Annotated in this window: 24 protein-coding genes and 1 tRNA gene; 24 read left to right on the top strand and 1 reads right to left on the bottom strand. The window is 30.4% G+C overall.

Annotation, left to right across the window (positions count from 1 at the left end):
* Position 1 precedes the first annotated feature (1 nt).
* From E5167_RS00475 to E5167_RS00425, 11 genes are all read left to right on the top strand, one after another.
* A complete protein-coding gene (locus tag E5167_RS00475) occupies positions 2 to 763 on the top strand; it encodes a LytR/AlgR family response regulator transcription factor (RefSeq protein WP_136839923.1) in 762 nt (253 codons plus the stop codon).
* Positions 764 to 928: 165 nt separating this feature from the next.
* Entirely contained in the window at positions 929 to 1,780 is an 852-nt protein-coding gene (locus E5167_RS00470) for a TolB family protein (protein WP_169301345.1), read from the top strand.
* A 49-nt stretch (positions 1,781 to 1,829) separates the two neighbouring features.
* Entirely contained in the window at positions 1,830 to 2,813 is a 984-nt protein-coding gene (locus E5167_RS00465; RefSeq protein WP_136839919.1) for a TolB family protein, read from the top strand.
* A gap of 86 nt (positions 2,814 to 2,899) precedes the next feature.
* Positions 2,900 to 4,426 (top strand): serine hydrolase domain-containing protein, encoded by a 1,527-nt coding sequence (locus E5167_RS00460; RefSeq protein ID WP_136839917.1) that lies wholly within the window; start codon positions 2,900 to 2,902, stop codon positions 4,424 to 4,426.
* A 31-nt stretch (positions 4,427 to 4,457) separates the two neighbouring features.
* Positions 4,458 to 5,081 carry a hypothetical protein gene (locus E5167_RS00455; RefSeq protein ID WP_136839916.1) on the top strand — a complete coding sequence of 208 codons (624 nt, stop codon included), beginning with the start codon at positions 4,458 to 4,460 and terminating at the stop codon, positions 5,079 to 5,081.
* 140 nt (positions 5,082 to 5,221) lie between these two features.
* Entirely contained in the window at positions 5,222 to 6,493 is a 1,272-nt protein-coding gene (locus E5167_RS00450; RefSeq protein WP_136839914.1) for a hypothetical protein, read from the top strand.
* 958 nt (positions 6,494 to 7,451) lie between these two features.
* Positions 7,452 to 7,652 (top strand): helix-turn-helix transcriptional regulator, encoded by a 201-nt coding sequence (locus E5167_RS00445; protein WP_136839912.1) that lies wholly within the window; start codon positions 7,452 to 7,454, stop codon positions 7,650 to 7,652.
* Positions 7,645 to 8,355, top strand: coding sequence for a CPBP family intramembrane glutamic endopeptidase (locus tag E5167_RS00440; RefSeq protein ID WP_136839910.1), 711 nt, complete (start codon positions 7,645 to 7,647; stop codon positions 8,353 to 8,355). Before E5167_RS00445 ends, E5167_RS00440 begins: the two co-directional genes overlap by 8 nt.
* A gap of 192 nt (positions 8,356 to 8,547) precedes the next feature.
* Positions 8,548 to 9,675: a helix-turn-helix domain-containing protein gene (locus E5167_RS00435; protein ID WP_136839907.1), complete on the top strand. Its 1,128-nt coding sequence runs from the start codon at positions 8,548 to 8,550 to the stop codon at positions 9,673 to 9,675.
* A 102-nt stretch (positions 9,676 to 9,777) separates the two neighbouring features.
* On the top strand, positions 9,778 to 10,803 hold the full coding sequence (locus E5167_RS00430) for a hypothetical protein (RefSeq protein ID WP_136839905.1): 1,026 nt from the start codon (positions 9,778 to 9,780) through the stop codon (positions 10,801 to 10,803).
* A complete protein-coding gene (locus tag E5167_RS00425) occupies positions 10,788 to 11,510 on the top strand; it encodes an SGNH/GDSL hydrolase family protein (protein WP_136839903.1) in 723 nt (240 codons plus the stop codon). Before E5167_RS00430 ends, E5167_RS00425 begins: the two co-directional genes overlap by 16 nt.
* 217 nt (positions 11,511 to 11,727) lie before the next feature.
* Here E5167_RS00425 and E5167_RS00420 read toward each other — a convergent pair.
* Positions 11,728 to 11,809, bottom strand: a tRNA-Leu gene (locus tag E5167_RS00420).
* A gap of 145 nt (positions 11,810 to 11,954) precedes the next feature.
* Here E5167_RS00420 and E5167_RS00415 point away from each other — a divergent pair.
* The 13 genes from E5167_RS00415 to mgtE all read left to right on the top strand — a co-directional run bounded on the left by E5167_RS00415 (position 11,955) and on the right by mgtE (position 25,861).
* Complete coding sequence (locus E5167_RS00415) at positions 11,955 to 12,896, top strand: ribose-phosphate pyrophosphokinase (RefSeq protein WP_136839901.1); 942 nt, start codon at positions 11,955 to 11,957, stop codon at positions 12,894 to 12,896.
* A gap of 61 nt (positions 12,897 to 12,957) precedes the next feature.
* On the top strand, positions 12,958 to 13,584 hold the full coding sequence (locus E5167_RS00410; protein WP_136839899.1) for a 50S ribosomal protein L25/general stress protein Ctc: 627 nt from the start codon (positions 12,958 to 12,960) through the stop codon (positions 13,582 to 13,584).
* A gap of 84 nt (positions 13,585 to 13,668) precedes the next feature.
* On the top strand, positions 13,669 to 14,301 hold the full coding sequence (gene pth, locus E5167_RS00405) for an aminoacyl-tRNA hydrolase (protein ID WP_169301344.1): 633 nt from the start codon (positions 13,669 to 13,671) through the stop codon (positions 14,299 to 14,301).
* Between the two features lie 49 nt (positions 14,302 to 14,350).
* Complete coding sequence (locus tag E5167_RS00400; protein ID WP_136839897.1) at positions 14,351 to 16,312, top strand: M43 family zinc metalloprotease; 1,962 nt, start codon at positions 14,351 to 14,353, stop codon at positions 16,310 to 16,312.
* Positions 16,313 to 16,317: 5 nt separating this feature from the next.
* Positions 16,318 to 17,250 (top strand): bifunctional riboflavin kinase/FAD synthetase, encoded by a 933-nt coding sequence (locus E5167_RS00395; protein WP_136839895.1) that lies wholly within the window; start codon positions 16,318 to 16,320, stop codon positions 17,248 to 17,250.
* Positions 17,243 to 18,559 (top strand): HTTM domain-containing protein, encoded by a 1,317-nt coding sequence (locus tag E5167_RS00390; RefSeq protein ID WP_136839893.1) that lies wholly within the window; start codon positions 17,243 to 17,245, stop codon positions 18,557 to 18,559. Before E5167_RS00395 ends, E5167_RS00390 begins: the two co-directional genes overlap by 8 nt.
* A gap of 44 nt (positions 18,560 to 18,603) precedes the next feature.
* On the top strand, positions 18,604 to 19,875 hold the full coding sequence (gene serS, locus E5167_RS00385) for a serine--tRNA ligase (protein ID WP_136839892.1): 1,272 nt from the start codon (positions 18,604 to 18,606) through the stop codon (positions 19,873 to 19,875).
* A gap of 420 nt (positions 19,876 to 20,295) precedes the next feature.
* Positions 20,296 to 22,077, top strand: coding sequence for a tetratricopeptide repeat protein (locus E5167_RS00380; RefSeq protein ID WP_136839890.1), 1,782 nt, complete (start codon positions 20,296 to 20,298; stop codon positions 22,075 to 22,077).
* Between the two features lie 11 nt (positions 22,078 to 22,088).
* Positions 22,089 to 22,805 carry a class I SAM-dependent methyltransferase gene (locus tag E5167_RS00375; protein ID WP_136839887.1) on the top strand — a complete coding sequence of 239 codons (717 nt, stop codon included), beginning with the start codon at positions 22,089 to 22,091 and terminating at the stop codon, positions 22,803 to 22,805.
* Positions 22,806 to 22,807: 2 nt separating this feature from the next.
* Positions 22,808 to 23,326, top strand: coding sequence for a GNAT family N-acetyltransferase (locus E5167_RS00370; protein ID WP_239021909.1), 519 nt, complete (start codon positions 22,808 to 22,810; stop codon positions 23,324 to 23,326).
* Positions 23,327 to 23,330: 4 nt separating this feature from the next.
* Entirely contained in the window at positions 23,331 to 23,654 is a 324-nt protein-coding gene (locus E5167_RS00365) for a DUF4286 family protein (protein ID WP_136839885.1), read from the top strand.
* 11 nt (positions 23,655 to 23,665) lie between these two features.
* Positions 23,666 to 24,439 carry a 16S rRNA (adenine(1518)-N(6)/adenine(1519)-N(6))-dimethyltransferase RsmA gene (rsmA, locus tag E5167_RS00360; protein ID WP_136839883.1) on the top strand — a complete coding sequence of 258 codons (774 nt, stop codon included), beginning with the start codon at positions 23,666 to 23,668 and terminating at the stop codon, positions 24,437 to 24,439.
* 48 nt (positions 24,440 to 24,487) lie between these two features.
* A complete protein-coding gene (gene mgtE / locus E5167_RS00355) occupies positions 24,488 to 25,861 on the top strand; it encodes a magnesium transporter (RefSeq protein WP_211242124.1) in 1,374 nt (457 codons plus the stop codon).
* Positions 25,862 to 25,922: the final 61 nt, after the last annotated feature.

Raw genomic sequence — 25,922 nt, 5'->3', positions numbered from 1 at the left:
AATGAAGTTAAGGTGCCTAATTATAGATGATGAGTTTTTAGCAAGACAGCGTTTGCTTAAATTATTGGAACCCTTTAAATCCTTATCGATAGTTGGTGAATGTAGAAATGGTAAAGATGCATTAGAAAAAATAAGAATTAAAGAACCAGATTTGATTTTCTTGGATATACAGATGCCAGATATTGATGGTTTTACTGTTTATGAAAAACTTCAAAAAAAACCATATGTTATTTTTACAACTGCTTATGACACTTATGCGCTAAATGCATTTAAAATAAATGCGGTGGACTACTTATTAAAACCGTTTGATGAAGATCGTTTAACAATAGCAATCGAAAGAATTTTAGAAATAAAAAAAACAAATAAAGCCTCACAGTTAGAAAAAAATATAAAGAAGCTCTTACAGAATATTGAAAAAGATTCTAACCAGTTTTTAACTCAAATATCTTTACCTACAAAAGGCAGAGACTTTAGTATTAATATTGATGATGTGATATGTTTTAAGAGTGATGGGAATTATGTTAAAATAATAACAGATGAAAAACCTCATTTATATAGAACGACAATGAATTTGATTAATGACAGATTAGACCCAATGCAGTTTTTAAGAATCCATAGGTCAGTAATTATAAACAAATTTTATATTGAGAAATGTAAATATTTAAGCAACAATGAATATGAATTTACATTAAAGAATGGTATCAAATTAACTTCTTCTCGCTCTTATAAACCTTCAATTGTCTCGTATTTGGGCACCTTGTAAATTATTTAAAAAAAGTTTACATAACAAGTTTTTCTAACTCTTCATTTTTTTTAAGAGAAAGTCATTTTTACTAACCATTCGTCACAAAATTAACGTCACATCACATTTTTTTTTTTTAGAAACGGCATCTTGACTAGTTTTGTTGGAAAATAATTAATGAAAATCATGAAGAAATCAATCCTTTTTTGTGTTCTTTTTACTAACCTTTTTTTAGCTAGTTGTTCTTATGCCCAAGAAAAAATTGTTTTTGTTAAGAATAGAGAAATCCATAGTATGGATCCTGATGGAGGGAATATAAAACAACTTACAAATTATAAAGTACCAGGACATACTCCAATAAGCTGTAGGCCTTCTATTTCTAAAAGTGGAAAAATTTGTTATATCTATGATCCATTAAAACATGGGTGGATGTCCACTTACATAATGAACATTGATGGCTCAAATAAAAGAAGACTTACAAATGAACCAAAATCCAAAGATTCTGGCACATGGAACTCTACAATTTCACCTAACGGTCATTATGTTGTTTTTAGTTCATTACGAACGAATAACCATGAAAAGATTTACAGAATGAATATTGATGGTAGTGAGCTAATAAGTATTAGCAACAATACTAAAGGCTATCCAAAATGGTCACCAGATAGTAAATATATTATTTATGAAACTTCAAATTCCATTAAAGGCAATGATATTGTTATTACAGATATCAATGGAAATAACAAGAAAACGCTTATAAAAAGCAAAGACAATTTAAGGTATCCTACATTTTCAAAAGATGGTAAAATGATTGCGTTTATAAAACAAAAATCTAATTATGCTGAATTAATTGTTGCAAATTCAAACGGCAAAAATCAAAAAAAATTATTAGATATTGATAAATGGTCAAGAATATCTTTTTCGTCAGACAGTAAATCTATTGTGTTTGTTTCAAAAAATGAAAGGATATCAACTATTAATTTAGACGGAACAGACTATAAAGAATTAACTAAAGGAAGAGACCCCGTTTGGTCATTCTAAATAACTTGAGATTTTTTATTAAAAACAATTCCAATTAACAAATTACAATATGAGAACAATTAATTTATTGCTAAATACAAGAATAAAAATGGTAGTTCTTTTTTTTATTACAATTCAACTAATAAGCTGTAAATCGGATAAAAGAGAATCAACTTTAGACTCAAAAGAAACGTTAACCCAAAACGACTCTTTAGTATATGATACTGCGCCACGATGGTTGCCAGAGGGCAATTCACTTATTTTTTACACCTATAGACATGATGATGAGGGAGCAGAATTATATAGTTTGAATATTGAAAGTAGAGAAATGACTCGTTTAACCAATACATATCATAATGAGTGGTGGAGCGAGCCTACTAATGATAGTAAAAGAATATTTGTTTCTTCAGATTTTGGACATTCTGAAAGATTTGGTGGATCAGAAATTTTTGAACTAAATTTAAATGATAACTCTCTAAAACAGATTACTAAAGATTCTATTGAGGGTGTGTTTAATATCATGCCAAGATTATCTCCAAAGGGAGACAAGCTATTATACAGTGGCGATTATATTGGGCCAAAAAAAAATGCGGAAATTTTTGTTGTTAATATTGATGGAACAGAAAGAATAAATCTTACCAACTCACCGTCTATTGATAGATCTGGTTCTTGGTCTCCAGATGGTTCAAAAATCGTGTTTTCTTCAAATCGCTCAGGTAATTTTGATTTGTATATCATGTTGACTGATGGTTCAGAAATAAAACAATTAACAGATACTCCTTGGAATGAAACTGATCCAGATTGGTCTCCAGATGGAAATCAATTAGTATTTGTTTCAGATGCTAGTAATGAAAGGCAAATTTATTTGATGGATATAGATGGTTCAAATAGATTACGATTAACTAAGAGTGGTGGCAAAGATGTCCTCCCTGCATGGTCGCCTAATGGAGAATGGATAGCATTTGCCACCTATAGACATGGTAAAAAAGATAAAGGCGATATTTATATGATTAAAAAAGATGGCACTAATTCAACTCGTTTAACTCCTAGGTAGTCGTTAATATTCAAAATAACATTCGTTATTAGCAATGCAAATTTATAATGCTATTGTATAGTTCAAAGAAAAAGCACTCTTAAATCATGAAAAATATTACGTTCATTATTTGTATATTAATACTATTAAGTATCCCTGCAAAAGCTCAAACAGCTAAGGTTAAAGCCATAGATGAGTTTATTGAAAAAATGTTCGATTCTCTAGAGTACATTCCAAGCATATCAATTGGTATAGTACATAATGGAAAAATTGTTCATAAAAAGGCATATGGATTTAGTGATGTAAAAAATAGCATACCTGCAACGACGTCCACACAGTATTATATTGCATCTACTACCAAGTCATTTACAGCTTTGGCGAGTGTTCTTTTAGAAGAAAAAGGGTTATTAGATTTTAATAAATCATTGGAAGATTATTTTTCTGAAGTAAATTTTCCGGATTCAATACAGGCACATAAAATAAAGATACCTGACTTACTGGGGCATACTTCAGGAATTGATAATTGTGGATACATGACTTTAAAACTTGCATATACAGGAGCTTATACTTATATGCAACTTTTTGAATTAATGAATAAAACATGTGGTAGGCTTTCTTATGGTACTTATAGGTATTCTAATTTAGGATATAACATTATGAATTTAATTTTTCTTAAAGAATTAGGGAAAACGTGGAAGGAAGTTGTACAAGAAGAAGTGTTAGATCCAATTGGCATGGCACATACCTATAGCAGTTATGTTAAATTATTAGAAAATAAAGAAGAAATAGCAGTTCCATATAATGCACTTGGAAATGGCAAAGAGTTATTTGAAATTTCCAGATATACTAAAAAAGATGCTACTCTTCATGCTGCAGGAGGCCTGTATTCTTCAGTTGATGATGTCTTAAAATGGCTACTTATTCAAGTAAATAACGGAAAGAATAATAATAAAACTATTATTTCTCCAACCTCGCTGTTTGAAACCAGAAAAATTAGAAATGAGATAGAAGGAATGGATTTTGGTTTAGACCGCTTTAACATTAGTTATGGACTTGGTTGGAATATTGCTAAATATAAAGGAAAAACACTCTATCATCATGGAGGAGCATATACTGGATATTTAACTATGATTTCGTACATGCCAGAAACTAAATCAGGTGTCGTTGTTATGGTAAATGATAGTAAGTTAGGACACTTATATACTAATAAACTTTCAATGCTTGCCTATGATGCTATAGATGAAAAGTTTAAAAAAGAAAATAAAGATTGGGAGGAAGCATATTATAATTGGCTTAAAGATTTAAAGTTTCAAACTGAAAGTGTTGGTAAAAAAGTGATATACAAAGATTTTTTAAATAGGTCTAAAAGAAAATGGAATTTTTCAGTTCCAAAAAATGCAATTACAGGTATTTATAAATCTAAAGATAACGAAAATGTGGATTTGATTAGAATTTTTGAGAATAAGAATGGGTTTTCCATTAAGCAAGGAGAATGGAATGCTTTAGTGGAGCCTTATAAAGATTTAAACACAATACGAGTACAGTTTATAAGACCTGGAGTTTTTAAACTCGATGTCGAGGGAGAATGGGTAAAAGGGTTTTCTTATGATGGTAATTATTATCAAAAAATGTAATACTAGATCTTGAAAAAAAACCTAGAGCTATATGAAAGTCAAATCATATTTTAAGCAAATTTTACTTGAGACTCCTTCCATATTGATAGCTGTTATTTTAGCAATCTATCTCACAAATTGGGTTGACAATATAAACCGTCAAGAAAAAGCTAATGTTCTTGTTTCTTTTATAGAAGAAGAGATTAGCTCTAACCTTAAGGCTTTACATGGAGTTGTTGATAGTTTAACAAATGTAAATGTATTAAAATATGATAGCTTAATTCAACTATATAGCCAGAAAAGAATAAGTAATATTCCACAAAATAGTATAAGGCCAACTATAAAAAGTGTTGCATGGGAATCAGCAAGATTAAGTGATGTGTTTTCTGAAATTCCACCAAAAAAGGTAAATCAATTTTTTTTGGTTTATCAAGAGCAGAAAAGAGTTGAAGAATTACTTAAAATCCAAGATGAGATTAGTGTAAGAAAGTTACCAGAATTAACTCAATTGCAAATGGGAAAGTATCTAAGAAATATTAATGAAAAATTAAGTCAAAGATATAAGGATCTGATATCTAAATATGGCGAATATTTAGAATTAGAACAAGAAGACCTTAAAAATATAAAAATTAAAAATAGGCTTATTTTTAGTAGAGAAATAAAAGGAAAAGATTAAATATAAAACAACTTTAAATCAAAAAAAATTACTTCTAATTCATTTTAAATAACTCTTAAATAGTTTAACACAATATGTAATAGTTAAAAAAGTAAATTTGGTATATATAAGTTAAAAATTTTATAATTCATATTAATTTTATGAAAAAATCAACAATTATTTCTTGTTTCTTTGCTTTGTGTTTTTATATAATAGGAAATTCGCAAAGTAATATTGATTCTCTCCTTGTTCCTATAGATTATAATAAACCAAATGGCGAAAAGTTTTATCTAAAATATCAATTTGGAGATACTTTTAATGAAAATCTATCAACTGTTTTTGCTATTGCTGATGGTCAACAATTTTGGGCTAGGCCTGGAAGAGCCAATAGGTTTCAAGAAGAAACATTTGGCTTAAGAATGAATGTTGTAGTAATTTTTGGGAGACCTAATAGTAAAATCATAGAATCTCATTTAAGAAATGAGGACAATGAAATAAATTGGGTAAATGCATATAATTTGTTCGGAGCCAAACAATGGGTAGAAGATATTGAAAGTGTAAGAAAAAAAGTCAGTCCAAATAAAAAAATTAATTTGTATGGTAGATCAGGAGGTGGGTTTTTATTACTTCAATATTTAGAGCGTTATGGCAAATATGTAGATAAGGCTTTCTGTCAAACTGCTTTAGTACCAAAATTACAAACTAAATTAGGGTATTCATATGATAGGTTTTGGGAAGAAATTTCAAGTTATGATCATAATTTACAAGTAAAGATTAGCCAAGTATTAAAAGAAGGATATTTCAATAGATATGATGTAGCTTCTGCATTTCAAAGACAAAACTTTTTTGTTGATTCAAAAAAAATAAATCAAGAAAGAAAAAAATTAATAGATATTTTGTTTAAAAAAAACAAAATTGCTTTTGATAGTGTGCTAAAAAAATATCAAGTGAATGCTATAAAAAGAATGAAGCCTACAACTATGGGAATATGTAGTACTATAAGACTTTTTGAGTTTTATACGTATAGAGATATTTCGAAAGTTTTAGAAGGAAGTTTGGGAAAATATAGACCCGATATGGAAATGATAAAAATAGATGTTGAGCCACTTATTAAAGAACTTAAAAAAGGAAATATTGAACTTCCCAGCTTTAGCCTTTCTAATTTGCGAAATATAAACACTCAAGTATTTTTATTTGCTGGAAGATGGGATCATGTGGTAGATTACAGAGGGCAGTATTATTTAAATGGACTTATACCTAATAGTTTACTATTCTTAGCAGATGACAATCATGTGTTTTCATCAATTTATAGTACAGACAGCTATAAAAAGCTAGTACAATATTCTCTTCTGTATGATTTAGACAGCCCAAAAATGAAGCAATTACTGGAGGAGACTAAAAAATTACGTTGGCGTGAATGGGAATCAAATTAGTAGTAACAAAAACCTAAAAATATCAAAACTAATATTTCATTGAATATTTTTTTAATATTAGGCTCTTGAGTAATAAATATAATCACGAATATAAGTACTATCTACATCTATCAAAAGCTGCTTGTCTTTTATTAAATTAGAAATTTTTTTACTTCAATTTTCTTGATAGTTTTATCATTTGAACATGTGGCCAAACAACATGTTATATAAAATAATAAAATTACTATCCCAATTGTTTTTCTTTATTTTTTCTATTAACTAGCTAAACTTTAAAAATTACTCCACGTCATTTATTAAATCTAAATAATATAGAAAAGCAAATTACTAAAATAGGTGTTTCGGCAGTAGGCCTACACTAGAATGATTTAAAACACTTAAATAAAAAAAAAGTTAAATATGTAGAGTTAAGAATATTAGAGTTAGTAAGACAATACTATCAATAAAATAAATCTTAACCTTAATAAAAGTTTTTAGGGATGGTAGTATAACCGTGATTGTTCTATTTGTTTTTAATTATTAGAAGTAAGTTTTTGCTAAAAATTATTTTAATAAATGTAATTTTATAATTACATTTGTAATTAGTAAGTTTCATATGTAATCAATAAATCACATTTATGCTACCTAACAAATTTAAAAAAATAGGTTTTTTTATTTTTTTAGCGACTTTTTTTATTGCTTTTGCACAAATCAATAGCTTATCTAATAGTGAAATAATTAGGAATACATTAGAGGTACTTGGTTTTATTGGTCTTTCTATAATTGCATTTGCAAAGGAAAAGGTAGATGATGAGTTTTTAAATCACATTAGAATCCGTATCATAATCATCGTAATCCTACTTACATTTTGTTATTCTTTACTAGATATTTTTCTTTTTAAAGTACGACATTTATATGTTTTAGAATTACTTCAAATACAACTTTTATTATATGTAGTTCTCTTTCATCTATTCAAAAGAAAATGGTCAATAAAGTAAAAGTAACTAGGGTTATTAAAAATATTGGACAAGAAGAGCTTGCTAAAAAAGTTGGAGTAACCAGGCAAGCTATTCATTCGATTGAAAAAGGAAAGTATCAGCCTTCAGTAATATTGGCTTTTAAAATAGCCAAAGCCCTTAATATTGATATTAATGAATTATTCAAATTAGAAGAAAATGACTAACAAGAAGCCCTTCAAATTATTCAGTAAGAGTAAAAATCCGTATGAGGATATTAATAATAAGAAACTGCTTAATCAAGTTGTTATAGTCTTTGTACTACTTAACTCCATGAGATTTATTTTTGACTTTATTGCATGGCAAGTTGCAGGGCCTATTTCTTTGTTTTTTGGTCTAGTTGCAGTTTGGTATTATAATAAAAAGAATAATATTACTTGGCGACTTTTAGGCTTTAAAAAAGAATGGTTAAAAACTATATTATGGATTTTTATTACCCTTGTGATTGCTTTATTTGTGATAATTTTTGCAGGGAAGCTTGCTAATATTTTCTTTGAAAAGCTTCCGAGAGAAAATATTCGATTTGGAAACTTAGAAGGTAACATCGGTCTGACTCTTTCTTGGGTTACACTTGGAATAGCCGCTGGAGGATTTGGTGAAGAAATTGTTTACAGAGGCTTTTTTGTGAATGCCATAGAAAAACTAATTAATAAAAAAATGGGTATTGCTATTGCCATCTTATTACCTGCTTTATTTTGGGGTTTAAGACACTTCTATTTTTCAGGAGGCCATGGTAGTATTGTTGTCTTTTCTATAGGTTTACTTTTTGGAATTATATACATAATTAATGGGCGTAATATTTGGCCTCTCATTTTTGTACATGCTTTAATAGATACCTCCTCATTTGTGTTGAGGTATTATGGATTATAATTCTCCAGTGCTTTGAAAAACTTAAGAATCATACAAACTTTTTGCTGACGTCTAACAAATAGAGGTCGTTTTATCATTAAAACTATCAGAGGTATTCATTATTCTAAAGGAAGGAGTAATCATAACATTTAATTTAAAGTATTTGATATTTATTATTATTTTACTTAAAAAATAATTGGTTTTTTTGCTAAGATGAACTTAGATTGGATAATCGTTTTGGGGATATTTTGTATTGGGCAGTGCGCTTTTTTATCGATTATTTATTTTATAAAAGATGATAAAAAGTCTATTACTTCTTATTTACTTATCACATTACTTTTAATTTTTGCTTTTGATTTAACTCACGATCTGTTTGTTTATTCACGCTTAATGCTACAATACCCATTCTTAGTTGGTTGGGCGTCTTTATTTACCTATTTAAAAGGCCCTGTCATTTACTTTTTAATTAAATCAAGTACTAAATCAAATTTCAAATTTCATTGGTATGATGGTTTACATTTAGTTGTTTTCTTTATAAAAAATATTGAAAATATTTTCAATGAAATTAGTCGTGACGTTGTCTATAAATTAAATTTTTTAAATGAATATTATTATGCCTTAGATAATAATTTACAAATACCAGCAAATGCAACGGTATCATTAAATGACTTATGGCTTATTCATCCAGTTTTATATCTAATAGTTTCAATAATTTATTTGTTTAGAAAGGAAAAAAATTATAATGAGGTAAAGAGCAAACGCCTTTTTTGGATTCGTTTTTTTATAATCTATTATTCGGTTATTTACTTTATAAATATTAGCTTTTTTGTACTGTCGTCATATTTTCATTTTGTAAGCAAGATTTATTGGGCGTTTTCAAGTTTACAATTTTGTATGCTTATAATAATAATATCTTATGCGAATTTAAGCCCGCAATTTTACAACTCTTTATTACCAAAAAAGAAAGCCTATAAAAATTCTTCATTAAATACAAAAGAATGCTTAAAAATAATGGAAGTTCTAGATGTTTACATCATGAAAAATGAAACATATTTAATTAAACGCTTATCTTTATCAGAAGTTTCAAAACTTGTAAACATACCAGTACATCATATTTCGCAAGCAATAAATAAATGCAAGAGTCTGAATTTTCAAGATTATATAAATGAATTTAGAATAGAAAAGGCAAAACAACTAATTGCCACAGATTTTTCTAATGAATATACATTCTCCGCCCTCTCAATTGAAATTGGGTTTAATTCTATATCAACTTTTAACAGGGCTTTTAAAAAGTTCACTAAGCAGACACCTAAGCAATATTTAAACTCAATTCGTAATTAAAATTTATATCAAGTTATAAGATGAGCAAAAAGCAATGCCATATTTAACAACTTTTAACATACCTTGACTATATTTTTGTTCTTTAATTTAAAAAAATTATAGATGAGAAAATTAGTAAGATTATTTGTAATACTCGTGTTGTTTGTAAGCTGTGAAAATCAAAACAAAGAAGGAGAACGCCTTGATGCAAACACAATTATAAACAAGGCTATTAATGCTTATGGTGGCAAAGCAAAATTAAGAAACATAAAAACTAAAATTGAAAATGGGGTTAACCTAATCTTTATAAATGATAGTCTTTTTAAATCGAACCAATTCTTAAGTTTAAAGAAAGAAGGAGGAAAACATTACTATCAATCACCAGCTTATCAAAAAAAGTACGGACAGAAATTAGTTTTTGCTAGTAATGGTAGTTATTCTTGGACACAAAATGATGGTGCCTTCGCACCCTATATGCAACCACAGGAAGAGCATATAAATCAAGGTGGTGAGGATTACCCTTATTTATTTAATTTAGATGAAAGAGGGGTTAAAACTGAATATATAGAGTCTTTTTTTGAACAAAATGAAAAGCTTCATAGGGTAGATTACACAAGTAAAGAAGGCGTCACGGAAGAAGTATATTTTGTTGACAACTTATGGTTAATTAGGAAGACACGTAGATTTATTGAAACTTCTCAAGGTACAGCAGAAATGATACGTTATTTTCAAGATTATAGAGATATAAATAATGTTATGATTCCTTTTAGATCTGAATCTTATTTTCCGCCAAGGGAAAAAAATATAAACCTATTAAATTCAATAACTATAAACGAAAGTATTCCTGATAATAAATTTGAATTTCCAGAACCAAAAAAATTAACTAAATCTGAGATTAATCAATTTACTGGTACTTACTATAATAAAGAAAACAAAGTCACCATTTCTGAGAAAGATTCAAAATTATTTATTCAATACGATGACCAACCAAAAATTGAATTAACAATTGTTGACCAAAATTTATTAATGTACAGAGATGGAATTGGTGGCGGTAGTCGCATGGCGAATATACTTTTAAGAAATGGTACAAATGAACGTTTTATTGAAATAACTTTACGTAAACAAACTTCTAAATGGTTAAAACAATAGTAAGGTTTATTTGTGTTGTATGCTTTGTTAATACAGCGAATTTAAGTGCGCAACAAAGTAAAACTATAAAAGTATTGTTTGTTGGTAACAGTTATACCGCTAGGGAAAATATACCACAAACAGTTTCAACTATTGGCACTTATGCAGGAAGTACAATTGAGGTTGCCTTATCTACGGCCGAAGGTGCTTCGTTAGATGATCATTGGCATCAAAAAAGAGGATTAAAGACTCGAACGCTTATTTTAGAAAACAAGTATGACTATGTTATTTTACAAGATCAAAGTATGCGTCCAATTGATAATCCTGATGGTTTGATAAGAGACATTAAATGGTTTTCTAAGTATACAACAAGACATGACTCTAAATTAGGACTCTTTGTTACTTGGGCAAAAAATAAATCACATTACAATCAACAAGTTCAAATCATAAACGCCTATGTCAAAGCTTCTAAAGAAAGTGGAGGTTTTTTAATTCCAGTAGGGAATAAATGGCAAATTGCAAAAGAGAAATATCCTGATATTGAGTTGTATGATAAAGATGGTAGTCACCCATCTAAAATAGGTGGAATTTTATCATCTTTAATAATTGCCTCATCTATAATAGATGACTTTAATAATAAAGACTTAAAAGCTATTATAGAAAATTGTTTTGTAGAACTAACCGATTATGAAAAGGAATTCCTCTTTGAAATTATTAGATTTAAATAATGGACTGTAGGTTCTGTTTCTTTTTTTTATGATTCAAAGTTAATTTTTCTAACTCTAAATCTCGCAACCTAATGTCTAGTCTAATATAGGAAGTCCAAACTGGAGGATGAACATTAAAAAAAACGAAAAATTAAGATTCTGGGGTTGCATTAGGGGTGAATAAAAAAGCAAAAAAGCTTAACAGCTATATTTCTATAGTGTTAAGCTTTTTAAGCTGTACTCAAGGTGGGAATCGAACCCACACTTCCGAAGAAACTGGATTTTGAATCCAGCGCGTCTACCAATTCCGCCACTTGAGCTAAATCGATTGCAAAAATAAAAAATAATTTAACTCTCAACTATTAAAATAGTAGCTTTTATCCTTTTGGAATTCAAATAAATCCCTAAATTTGCACCTCATTTAAAATAAGTAGTCTTTTTTGATTCATTAACAAGAAGTTAGTCATGACAAAAATAAAAACACAAGCCAAAATATTTGCCTGTACTCAAAGTACTGAGTTAGCAAAAAACATTGCTAAAGCTTATGGTGAAGATTTAGGAAATGTGATAACATCTACTTATAGTGATGGAGAATTTCAACCTTCATTTGAAGAATCAGTTCGAGGCGCTAGAGTATTCATTATTGGGTCAACAAACCCAGGACCTCAAAACTTAATGGAACTATTGCTAATGTTAGACGCTGCAAAGCGTGCTTCGGCAAGACATATAACAGCAGTTATACCATATTTTGGTTGGGCAAGACAAGATAGAAAAGATAAACCTAGAGTGCCAATAGCTGCTAAATTAGTAGCTAAAATGTTAGAAACAGCTGGTGCAACTAGAATTATTACAATGGATTTGCATGCCGACCAAATTCAAGGATTTTTTGAAAAACCAGTTGATCATTTATTTGCATCAACGATCTTTTTGCCATATCTAAAGAGTTTAAATCTTGACAACCTTACCATAGCATCACCAGATATGGGAGGCTCTAAAAGGGCTTACGCATATTCTAAAGCTTTAGAAAGTGAGGTAGTGATTTGTTATAAGCAACGTGCTAAGGCCAATGTAATTTCGCACATGGAATTAATAGGTAATGTAGAAGGTAAAAATGTAGTACTTGTAGATGATATGGTTGATACAGCAGGAACCTTAACCAAAGCGGCCGATGTGATGATGGAGCGAGGCGCATTAAGTGTTCGTGCAATATGTACACACCCAATATTGTCAGGTAATGCTTACGAAAAAATAGAAAATTCTAAGCTAGAAGAATTAATCGTAACCGATTCTATTCCGTTGTCACAAAAAAGTAGCAAAATAAGAGTATTAAGTTGTGCCGATTTATTTGCCGATGTAATGCATAAAGTACATCATAACAAATCAATCAGCTCAAAATTTATAATGTAGCTTCGACTAGCTCAGCTACCAAAAAAGTGAATAATTAAATTAATTTATATACAATTTCAAAATGAAATCAATTACAATCAATGGATCGAAAAGAGAAAGCGTAGGCAAAAAAGCAACAAAAGCCTTACGTAATGCTGGAGAGGTTCCTTGCGTATTATACGGAGGAGACAAGCCAGTACATTTCTCAGCAACTGAATTGGCATTCTCTAAACTGGTTTATACGCCTAATGCGCATACAGTTGTGATTGCTTTAGGAGATGAAAACTATAATGCAGTATTGCAGGATATTCAATTTCATCCAGTAACAGACAGAATTTTACACATAGATTTCTATCAATTATTTGAAGATAAAGAAATCTCAATGGATATTCCAGTACGTATCGTAGGGAACTCAATTGGTGTGAAAAATGGTGGAAACCTAAGAAGAAATAGACGTAAACTTAGAGTAAAAGCACTACCAACTAACCTTCCAGATTTTATCGAAGCAGACATCACTAAATTAAAAATAGGTAGTAAGCTTTATATTACTGAGTTAGAAAATGAAGCGTATAAATTTTTACATTCGGACAATACAGTAGTATGTCAAGTGAAGCGTTCAAGAGTATCTGTTGATATCGAAGACGAAGATGAAGATGAAGAAGGAGTTGAAGGAGAAGAAACTCCTGCAGCAGAAGCAACTCAAGAATAATTTCTTAGTCTTTCAATAAAAAATAAAAGCATTCTGTTAATTTCAGGATGCTTTTTTATTTTTACACAATTATAGTATTTAAAAATGTGTAAGCTATTAAATTGGTTTTATAAAAACAACAAACAATCCTCAAAAGAGGATACGTCACTAATGAAAAAGTTTTTAGTAGTAGGTTTAGGAAATATAGGTGAGAAATACCAAAATACAAGACATAATATTGGGTTTAAGATTCTTGATTTTTTTGCTTCAAAAGAAGAGTTAGTTTTTGAAACTGTAAAACTTGCAGATAGAGCAGACTATAAATTAAAAGGAAGAACTTTTATTTTTATTAAACCAAATACCTACATGAATTTAAGCGGTAAAGCAGTTAAATATTGGTTAGAAAAGGAGAGAATTCCAATTGAAAACCTTCTAATAATTACTGACGATTTAAATTTACCGTTTGGAACCTTAAGGGTTAAAACCAAAGGAAGCGACGGTGGGCACAACGGACTAAAAGACATACAAGAAAAATTAAACACAACTAAATATAATAGGTTTAGATTTGGTATTAGTGACAACTTTGGGAAAGGTCGTCAGGTGGATTATGTTTTGGGCGAATGGACTCATGAAGAAAATGACAAGTTAGACGAGCGACTTGAAAAAAGCACTGAAATAATCAAGTCTTTTGCGTTGTCTGGCATCAATAATACGATGAACAACTTTAACGGTAAATAAAAAAATCAGTAACTTTATAGCTGCTATTAAGTACTTTAACCTAGAGATTATGGATTTTAAGAAAACAATACGTACTAGTTTGTTTTTAGGGTTTTTGCTATCAAGTATAGTAATGATTGCTCAAGAAGACTTCACAGGCTGTGCTACTGATGAGTATAACAAACTGCTGTTAAAGAAGTACCCAAATATGATGGGTGGTAAAGCATTTGAAAAAAACCTCAGCAAACAAATTCAATTAAATAAAGCAAGGAATAGTAGTATAACTCCATCCGCAAATAGGAGAGTTATTTATACAATTCCTGTGGTAGTTCATGTAATTCATAATGGAGAAGCTATTGGTACTGGTGTAAATATTTCAGATGCTCAGGTGTTATCTCAAATACAAGTATTAAATGAAGATTATAGAAGAATGTCTGGTACTAGAGGCTTTAACCTTAATTTAGATGGTGCTGACGTTGAGGTTGAATTCTGTTTGGCACAACAAACACCAGATGGTTGTGTAACAAATGGGATTAATAGAGTTGATATGTCTGCGACCAGTACCAGTTGGTCTGGACCTGGAGGCAATACAGATACTGTTTTAAAGCCAGCCACTATTTGGGATCCATCAAAGTATTTAAATATATGGTCTGTAAATTTTGAGAATAATACTTTATTAGGATTTGCACAGTTTCCAAATGGACCAGCAGATACAGATGGTGTTGTCGTTGGGTATCAGTATTTTGGTACAGATGATGACCCAAATGTTACCATTTCAGGAGATTTTAATTTAGGAAGAACAACAACACATGAAGTAGGACATTATTTGGGTCTTTATCATACATTTCAAGGAGGTTGCGCCGAAGTTAATGGAGGAGATTTATGTGATGACACACCTGCTGTAGCTAGCTCTTCATCAAACAATAGTAACTGTAATATTGGAAATGATTCTTGCCCTCAAGGTCAAGTTGACATGGTTGAAAATTACATGGATTATAGCCAAGACTCATGTATGAATGTATTTACAAACGACCAAAAAGCAAGAATTATAGCAACAATAACAGGCTCTGCTAATAGACCAACAACAACCACATCAAATGTTTGTACACCGTTGGCCTCAGTAAATGATGATGCTAGTGTAGAAATTGAAGGTATTGCAGTTGAAGATTGTGGAGTAAGTGTAACTACGTCAGTACGAATAACAAATTGGGGAACAACCACATTAACATCTGCTACAGTTTCTTATAATGAAGACGGCGGAAGTACATCAAATTACAATTGGTCTGGGTCTTTGGCATATGGTGAGTTTGAAGTTGTTAATTTACCTGCAATAATTTCTTCATTTGGAAACCACACCTTTAATGCATCAATATCTAACCCTAATGGAAGTTCTGATTTAAGAAGTTGCAACAATAACACCAATGCTACATTTAGTGTTAGCCCATCATATACAACAACAACACAAATACATCTAACTTTAAATACTGATGGCTTTGGTGGCGAAACTACTTGGAATTTTAAAGATGGTAATGGTGTAATATTATACAGTGGAGGACCACATTTGGATAACGTTACTATTAATGAATCTTTTGATGTTATTTCAAATGAATGCTACACCTTTACTATTTTTGACTCAGCAGATGATGGTATATGTTGTGGTCCTTTTGGAAACGGTTCTTATGAGTTAAAAACAGATGATAATACTGTAATAGTTACAGGAGGTGAGTTTGAATCATCTGAAGCTACAAAAATTTCAACAGCTACGCTTAGTACAGATACCTATTTTACAAATAATAAAGTGTCAGTTTATCCTAATCCAGCTATGGAGGTTTTAAATATAAAATTAGCTAACGGAAATGACTTACCAGATGCTTTTAAGGTTTATAATATGTTAGGTCAGTTAGTTAATGAAAAGAAAATTAATAAGATATCTGAACTTAAAGTAAATGTTTCAGGCTTAAGTAACGGGATGTATTTTATTAAGATAATAAAACAAGGAGCTTCCTTATCATTGCCATTTATTAAAAAATAGACTAGTTGAAAATAAAAACCACTTTAGAAGCCTATCCTAAAACGGATTCAGTAGTTACTATTGGTACATTTGACGGTGTGCATATTGGTCATCAAAAAATTATTAAGCGACTTGTTACAATAGCTAAAAAAGAAAAATTACAAGCTGTAGTACTAACTTTTTTCCCTCATCCTAGAATGGTATTGCAAAAAGATGCAAATATCAAATTGATTAACATTATTGATGAAAAATCACAATTACTCGAAAATCTAGGGATAGACCACTTAGTTATAAAAAAATTCACAAGAGATTTTTCTCGGTTAGGTGCTTTAGAATTTGTTAGAGATGTACTTGTAAACAAATTACATGTAAAGCATATTATTATTGGTTATGACCATCGATTTGGTAGAAACAGAAATGCCAACGTAGATAATTTGAGAGAATATGGTGAGGTTTATGGGTTTAAAGTTACCGAAATATCTGCTCAAGAAATTGACGAAGTAGCAGTTAGTTCCACTAAAATCAGAAAGGCATTAAGCCAAGGTGATATTGAAACAGCAAATGCTTATTTGGGGTATAACTTTATGCTTACAGGTAAGGTTGTGAAGGGTAAAAACCTTGGAGAAAAAATAGGGTTTCCTACTGCTAATATCCATATTGAAGAGCCTTATAAACTTATACCAAAAACTGGATCATACGTTGTTAAATCTAAAATTGATGATGTTACAGTTTATGGCATGATGAATATTGGTAATAATCCTACTGTAAGTGGAGAAAAACAATCTATCGAAGTACATTTTTTTAACTTTAAAAAAAATATCTACAACCAAAAAATTAAAGTTGAGCTTTTAAAAAGATTAAGAGACGAGCAAAAATTCAACTCAATTGATGATTTAAAAGCACAGTTGAGCAAAGATAAACTCACTAGCTTAAATTTTCTAGAGCAAAATAATGTTTAATAAATTGTTATTTAAACCAATAGATAATAGTGCACTTATAGTGTTTAGAATATTGTTTGGTTTATTAATAGCTATAGAATCTTTTGGAGCTATACTTACAGGCTGGGTTTATAACGCCTTAATAGCACCAAAATATACCTTTCCATTTATAGATTTCGAATGGTTACAGCCACTTCCAGATAATTGGATGTATGTATATTATTCAGTTATGGGAATTTGTGGCTTAATGGTAATGATAGGCTATAAATATCGAATAAGTATAGTCACGTTTTTAGTGCTTTGGTCTGGAACCTATTTAATGCAGAAAACGTCTTATAATAATCATTATTACTTGTTAATTCTTTTGAGTTTGTTTATGACAATAGTTCCTGCAAATACCAATGCTTCAATAGATTCAAAAATAAATAAGCTCATAAAAAGTAATGTAATGCCTAATTGGTGTACTTTAATTTTTATTGCGCAAATGTTTATTGTATATACCTACGCTTCAATTGCCAAATGGTATCCTGATTGGTTAGATACAACGGTTATTGAAATATTGTTAAAATCTAAAGCCGATTATGCTATTATTGGAAACTTGCTCCAGGAAAAATGGATACATTATATTATAGCTTATTTCGGAATAATTTTTGACTTGCTAATAGTGCCTTTATTACTTTGGAAACGAAGTAGGAAACTAGCCTTTATTGTAGCCATATTTTTTCATTTGTTTAATTCACTTGTGTTTCAAATAGGAATATTCCCTTACATGTCTATAGCTCTGTGTGTGTTTTTCTTTGACCCTAAATTGATTAGAAGAGTTTTTCTGAAAACTTTAAAACCAATAGAACAAAAAGATAAGTTACTTATTAAAAAACCTAACCTTATAAAATGGATATTAGCTAGTTATTTTATAATTCAATTAGTGTTGCCACTTAGACATTGGATGATTAAAGATGATGTACTATGGACAGAAGAAGGTCATCGATTATCTTGGAGAATGATGTTAAGAGCAAGACAAGGTATAATTTCTTTCAAAGTTATCGATAAAAGCACGAATAAGACTATACCTATAAGGTTAGAAGATTATTTATCACCTAAACAACAACGAAATTTTGCAACAAAGCCAGATATGATTTGGCAGTTTTCACAGTTAATTAAACGAAGATTCAAGATTGTAAATAGAGATGTTAAGGTGTTTGTAGATTGCAAAGTAAAAGTTAATGCACAGCCATTTAAACCTTTTATAAATCCAGAGGTAGATTTAGCATCAGTTAAGTGGAATGCCTTTAAACATTCTTCTTGGATTTTACCTTCAAAACAAGATTGATTTTCTCTGTAATTCCGTAAATTTGTCGCTTAAATTTTTAGTCAATGTTACAAGTTCCTTTTATTAGAGAAAATCAAGATTTAGTAATTACACGGTTAGCAAAAAGAAATATTGATGCTACCAAAATGATTGCAGAGGTGATTAGTCTTGATGAAGAGCGCAGAAAAACCCAAGCAGAATTAGATAATACTTTAGCAGAGTCTAATGCATTATCTAAAGAAATTGGGATGCTTTATAAATCTGGTAAAGCAGACCAAGCAAATGCTATTAAAGATAGAACTGCTCAATTAAAAGCAGACAGCAAAGCCTTAACTGAAAGACTAAATAATACCTCCGAAAAATTAGAAGAATTACTTTCTAAAATTCCAAATGTACCACACGAGTCAGTGCCAACTGGAAATACAGATGAAGACAACGAAGAAGTATTTCGTGAGGGAGATATTCCAGATTTAGGAGATAATGCTTTGCCACATTGGGAATTAGCTAAGAAGTATGATATCATTGATTTTGAATTAGGAAATAAAATAACAGGTGCGGGTTTTCCTGTGTATAAAGGAAAAGGGGCCAAATTACAACGAGCCCTTATTTGGTATTTTTTAGACAAAAATACAGCAGCAGGTTACCAAGAGGTACAAGTGCCACATTTAGTAAATGAAGCTTCAGGTTTTGGTACAGGACAATTACCAGATAAAGAAGGGCAAATGTATCATGTTACTGGCGATAACTTATATTTAATTCCAACTGCCGAAGTACCTGCAACAAATATTTTTAGAGATGAACTTTTAAAAGAAGATGAGTTGCCAAAAGCTTTAACTAGCTACACTCCTTGTTTTCGTCGCGAAGCTGGAAGTTATGGAGCGCATGTTAGAGGGTTAAATAGATTACATCAATTTGATAAGGTTGAAATTTTAAGAGTAGAACATCCTACACGTTCTTATCAAGCTTTAGATGAAATGGTAAATCATGTTAAAACAATTCTAGAAGAACTGAAGTTGCCTTATCGTATTTTAAGATTATGCGGTGGAGATCTTGGTTTTACTTCAGCACTTACTTACGATTTTGAAGTGTTTTCAACAGCACAAGACAGATGGTTAGAAATATCGTCGGTTTCAAATTTTGAAACCTTTCAAGCTAATCGATTAAAATTACGATTTAAAAACAGCAATGGTAAAAGCGAGTTGGCGCATACGTTAAATGGAAGCTCATTAGCTTTACCAAGAGTTTTAGCTGGAATTTTAGAGAATTACCAAACAGAAAAAGGCATCAAAATTCCTGAAGTTTTAGTGCCATATACAGGATTTTCATATATAGACTAAGTCTTTTTTTAAGTTTTTAAAACTGTTAAATTTTAACATTTTAATCGTTTAAATGTAAAAAAACACGTTGTTTGACGAATTTTTAGTCATTTTCCTTTGATTTTTGAAAAAAATTGCAGAAGTTAGTAGCACCAAATCTAATTAACCTACAGTCATGAAAAATTTTAAAAGAATATTTCTATTGGTAACCCTTGTGGTATTGGTAGTTCAAGTAATTTTTAATTAAAAATATAACCCAAATCGAATAATTCCCTTAAGATATATAATAGAATACCACAGCAGGATAATTGAATCATTTTATTTTATAATATGATTAATAGCACATTTATTTTGGATGGTTATGCCTGAACTTTGGTTCAGGCATTTTTTTATTAAAATATTCACATTATCAACATACACATTTACTATATTTACAATGCTATGAAGTTTGTAATCTACATATGTTGTTTTCTTTTTTCACTAACTGCCTTTTCGCAGAATGATGATGCTTTGGCTAGAAGTTATTTTGATACAGGCGAATTCGAAAAAGCACTTATCTCTTATCAAAACCTCTATAACGAAAAGAAAAACAATCTAAATTATTTTTTCAAGATTGTAGAGATTCATCAGCAATTAGAACAATACGATATTGCCGAATCTTTACTTAAGGAAAAGATTACTGGTAAAAGAGATGGCCAGTTTATAGTTGAATTAGGCTATAATTATCAGTTAAAAGGAAATCAAGAAGAAGCCGAAAAATACTATAATGAGGCAATTACAAATATTGAGGAAGATCCTATTTTTGCATATTTTGTAGCGAGGCGTTTTGAAATACATGCACTTATTGATAAAGCAGCCATTGTATATGAAAAGGCAATGGAATTAAGGCCTGAATCTAATTTTCACAGACAATTAGCAGCTATTTATGGGGAGCAAGGAAAGGTTGAAAAAATGTTTAATAGCTATGTAAACTTTCTTGATGTGAGTCCAACATTTATTCATCAAGCAAAACGATTATTTAGTGAGTACATTACCGAAAACGGAGACGACCAAAACAACACCTATTTAAGAAAGGCACTGTTGCGTAAAGCCCAATTGCAACCTAATACACTTTGGAATCAGCTATTGAGCTGGTTATTTATTCAGCAAAGAGATTATGCTAAAGCGTTTGCTCAAGAACGAGCTATCTTTAAAAGACAACCGGAATCCTTAAGAGGCATTCTAGATTTAGCAAATATCACGATAGAACAAGATGATATAGAAATAGCCAAGGATATTTTAACTTATGTCATTGAAAATGTTATGGAACCTACCTTAGTGCTCAATGCTCATAAAGATTTATTGGAGTTAGAGATTAAACACGCCAATGAGGAGGATTATGCTTCTATTGATAAAAAATATAAAGATTTACTAGATATTTACGGCAGCAATATTCAAACGATTAACTTACAGTTATCGTATGCAAAATTTAATGCGTTTTATTTAGATAAAGCCGAATCTGCTATTGAATTTTTAAAAGAAACACTGGAAACCAGAATGGCAAGAATTCAAGAGGCTAGAGTAAAACTGTTGTTAGGAGATATTTTAATTTTACAAGAAAAATTTAATGAAGCACTTATTTACTATTCTCAAATTCAAACCAGTTTAAAGAATAGTATTATTTCGCAAGAAGCTAGGTTTCGAGTTGCAAAAGCAAGTTATTATAAAGGCGACTTTAAATGGGCAGAATCACAACTAAAAATACTTAAATCCTCTACATCACAATTAATTGCCAATGATGCTTTAGACTTAAAGCTGCTAATCTCAGATAATAAATACGACGACTCTACACAAACAGCTTTAACACTCTACGCTAAAGCAGATTTACTAGCGTTTCAAAACAAAACTAACGAAGCCATTACTAAGTTAGATGTAATAATAGCTAATCATAAAACAGAATCCATAATGGATCAAGCCTTGTATAAGCAAGCTAGATTGTTTGAAGAATTAAAAGATTATACAAGAGCTGAAGCCAATTATTTAGCTATTATTGAAAACTATCGCGAAGATATTTTAGCAGATGATGCTTATTACAGATTAGCAGAACTATATAGCAATCAATTAGCACAACCAGAAAAAGCCAAAGAGTTTTACGAAAAAGTTATTTTCGATTATGCAGATAGTATCTTTTTTGTAGAAGCACGTAAGAAGTATAGAGCATTGCGAGGTGATGCTATAAATTAATTTCTTTTTTAATGTCAAACCTTTATAATCCAAAATTTGTTGAAGATTTATTTGATAGAATGAGTGGTTCATACGAATTAATGAATTATTATTCTTCATTTGGATTTAGTGACAAATGGAGAAAGCAGTTTGTGAACGAAATTGATATTAAAAAAAGTAAATTAACTATTGTAGATTTAATGTCTGGAATGGGAGAGTGTTGGAAATTTATACTTCCTAAAATAGGAGAGGACTCAACCTTGATTGCTTTAGATTTTTCTTCAGAAATGGTTAATAAATCAAAGAAGAGAAAAGAAAAACACTCCAATAAAAAGATAGAAATTCTAGAAGAAAATGTTTTTAAAAATTCAATTAAAACTAATATTGCAGATATTGTATATTCTGGTTTTGGATTGAAAACATTTAATGAAGAACAATTGAATTTGCTTGCTGAAGAAATAAAACGAATACTAAAAACTAATGGACGATTTTCACTGATTGATGTATCTGTTCCAGAAAATAAAATTTTAAAAATATTGTATTTGTTTTATTTAAAAAATGTAATTCCTTTAATTGGAAAACTGTTTTTAAGTAACCCAGAAACCTATAAAATGCTAGGTGTTTATACTAATAATTTTAAAAACTCAATAAAGACAAAAGAAATTTTTGAAAACCATGGTCTTCATGTAGAATACATAGAATATTTTTATGGTTGTGCTACGGGAATTAAAGGATTAAAAAAAGAATAATTTTGAAGATTATTGTAAAAACTAGTCGTCTTATTATCTCCAAAGCCACACTTAAAGACGCACCATTTTTCCTAGAGATAATGAATAGTCCAAACTGGATTAAATACATAGGAGATAGAAATGTTAAAACAGTTAAAGAAGCCGAAACATATCTTGAAAAGGGCATTATAAAAAGTTATCATGAAAGAGGTTATGGTTTTTATAAAGTTGCTTTAAAATCAAATCCAAGTGCAACTATTGGTATTTGTGGTTTAATAAAGCGAGAGGAGCTTGAAATTCCGGATTTAGGTTTTGCAATGTTACCTCTGTATGAAGGTATAGGTTATGGTTACGAATCTTCGGTGTCGGTTTTAGAAGAAGCTAAAAAAAAGTTTGGTATAACTAAAGTTGGAGCAATTACACTACAATCTAATCTAAATTCTATCAAGCTATTAGAAAAACTAGGCTTTTCTTTCGAAAAAAGGATAAAACTCTTTGATGATGACCAAGAACTTCTGTTCTTTGTAAAAGAATTACTTTAACATCATGATAATATACAACGTAACGGTAAATATAGACGAAAGCATTCATCAAGAATGGCTTAACTGGATAAAACTTCACATCCCAAAAGTGTTGGCCACTGGAAAATTTGTAGAAGCAAAACTTACAAGGGTTTTGGTAGAGGAAGAAATGGGAGGAACAACCTATTCGGTGCAATATAAAGCAATCTCTAGAGAAGCCTTAGATAGTTATTATGCACATGATGCGAACCGTTTAAGAGATGAAGGTCTAAAACGTTTTGCCGATAAAATGCTTGCGTTTAGAACCGAACTAGAAGTTATAGATGAGTACTCAGTATCATTTAATTAAACTATATTCATGTGTCAGTAAGAGCTAAAAAACATTTAGGACAACATTTTTTGCGAGACGAAAATATCGCAAAAAAAATTGCCAATACACTAACGTTAAAAGGGTATAATAAAGTATTGGAAATTGGTCCAGGAATGGGTGTGCTTACTAAATATTTACTTGAAAAAGATATCACAACGTATGTTATCGAAATAGATACTGAATCTGTAGAATACCTTCAAGCTAATTACCTAAACTTAGCACCAAGAATTATTGAAAAAAACTTCCTAAAGTACAATTTAAACGAGGTGTTTAATCAAGAGTCTTATGCAATTATTGGTAATTTCCCATATAACATCTCTTCACAAATAGTTTTTAAAACTCTAGAAATGCGTGACCAAATTCCAGAATTTTCTGGAATGTTTCAAAAAGAAGTTGCACAACGCATTTGTGAAAAAGAAGGTAGTAAAACCTACGGAATCTTGTCAGTGTTAACACAAGCATTTTATGATGCCGAATATTTATTTACCGTACCACCAAGTGTGTTTAACCCTCCTCCAAAAGTCGATTCAGGAGTGTTGCGCTTAACCAGAAAAGAACATTTTGATTTACCTTGTGATGAAAAATTATTTTTTAGAGTGGTAAAAACAGCTTTTCAACAACGCCGAAAAACATTACGTAATAGCTTAAAAACCTTTAATCTTTCCGATAATTTAAAAGCAAATGTTATATTTGGCAAACGTCCAGAACAATTAAGCGTAAACTCATTTATTGAACTCACGCAATTAATTGAAAACGACGAATAGGAATAACACGATTTGTCATTCCGACAGAGCGCAACCACGAGAAACCTCATGTCAGAAGAAAAAGAGAACATAAAATTTCAGCTCACTGATGAAATCATCGAACAAGTTGAGTTACTTATCTCAGGAAATAATGATAAGGAACTAAAACATGTTTTAGATGAGTTTCATTATGCTGATATTGCTGAAATTCTGGATGAACTTGATTTAGAACAATCAATTTATGTCATTAAGTTATTAGATTCTGAGACAACTTCTGATATCTTGATGGAGCTTGATGAAGACATCAGGGAGAAAGTACTTCAAAATTTATCAGCCAAAGAAATTGCTGAAGAAATTGAGGAACTAGATACTGATGATGCAGCTGATATGATTATGGAACTTCCTGAAGAGCGTCAGGAAGAAGTTATCTCAAACATTGAAGATGAGGAACATAAGGCAGAGATTGAAGAATTATTGGCCTATGATGAAGATACAGCTGGTGGACTCATGGCAAAAGAGCTTGTAAAAGTTTATGAAACTTGGACAGTTGCTGGTTGCATGCGTCGCATTCGAGGTCAAGCAAAAGATGTTACAAGAGTACACTCTATTTATGTGGTTGACAAACAGGAAAAGTTAATAGGAAGGCTATCACTCAAAGATCTTATTGTAGCCAAAAGCGATCAAAAAATAGCTGATATAGCAAAGGATAATGTAGATTTTGTTAATGTAAATGACGATGCAGAAGATGTTGCAAAAGTCATGTCTAAGTACGATTTAGAAGCCATTCCAGTAGTTGATGACGAACAAACTTTACTAGGAAGAATTACTATTGATGATATTGTAGATGTTTTAAAAGAAGAAGCAGATAAAGATTATCAGTTAGCGGCAGGTATTACACAAGATGTTGAAGCCGATGACAGTATTCTAGAACTTACTAGAGCGCGTTTACCATGGCTATTTTTAGGATTGGTTGGAGGAATAGGCGCTTTTATTATCATGTATTATTTTGAAGGTAGTTTACCTGAAGAAGCCATAATTTTATTTCTTTTCACACCTCTAATTGCAGCTATGGCAGGAAATGTTGGTGTACAATCAAGTGCGATTATTGTACAAGGTTTAGCAAATGACGATGTAAAAGGAAGTATTAATAATCGTTTGATTAAGGAAATGCTTTTAGCAGCTCTTAATGGAGTTATTCTATCAGTATTTCTATTCTTGTTTGTTTATGCTTGGGAGTTTGATTTAAAACTAGCTTTGTCAATTTCGGTATCACTAGTGGCAGTTATTATTATTGCTGGTTTAATAGGTACATTTATTCCTTTATTTTTAGATAAGCGTGGTGTCGATCCAGCTATTGCAACAGGACCTTTTATTACAACTAGCAACGATATTTTTGGTATTGTAATTTATTTAATGATTGCAAAACTGATTCTCGGTATTTAATTCATACGTCATTACGAAGAGTGATAAGGCGACGAAGTAATCCGTTTTATTCCATGTATCA

Source organism: Pontimicrobium aquaticum, assembly GCF_005047595.1.
Classification (GTDB): Bacteria; Bacteroidota; Bacteroidia; order Flavobacteriales; family Flavobacteriaceae; genus Pontimicrobium; species Pontimicrobium aquaticum.
This window is presented reverse-complemented; position numbering and strand designations above follow the sequence as displayed.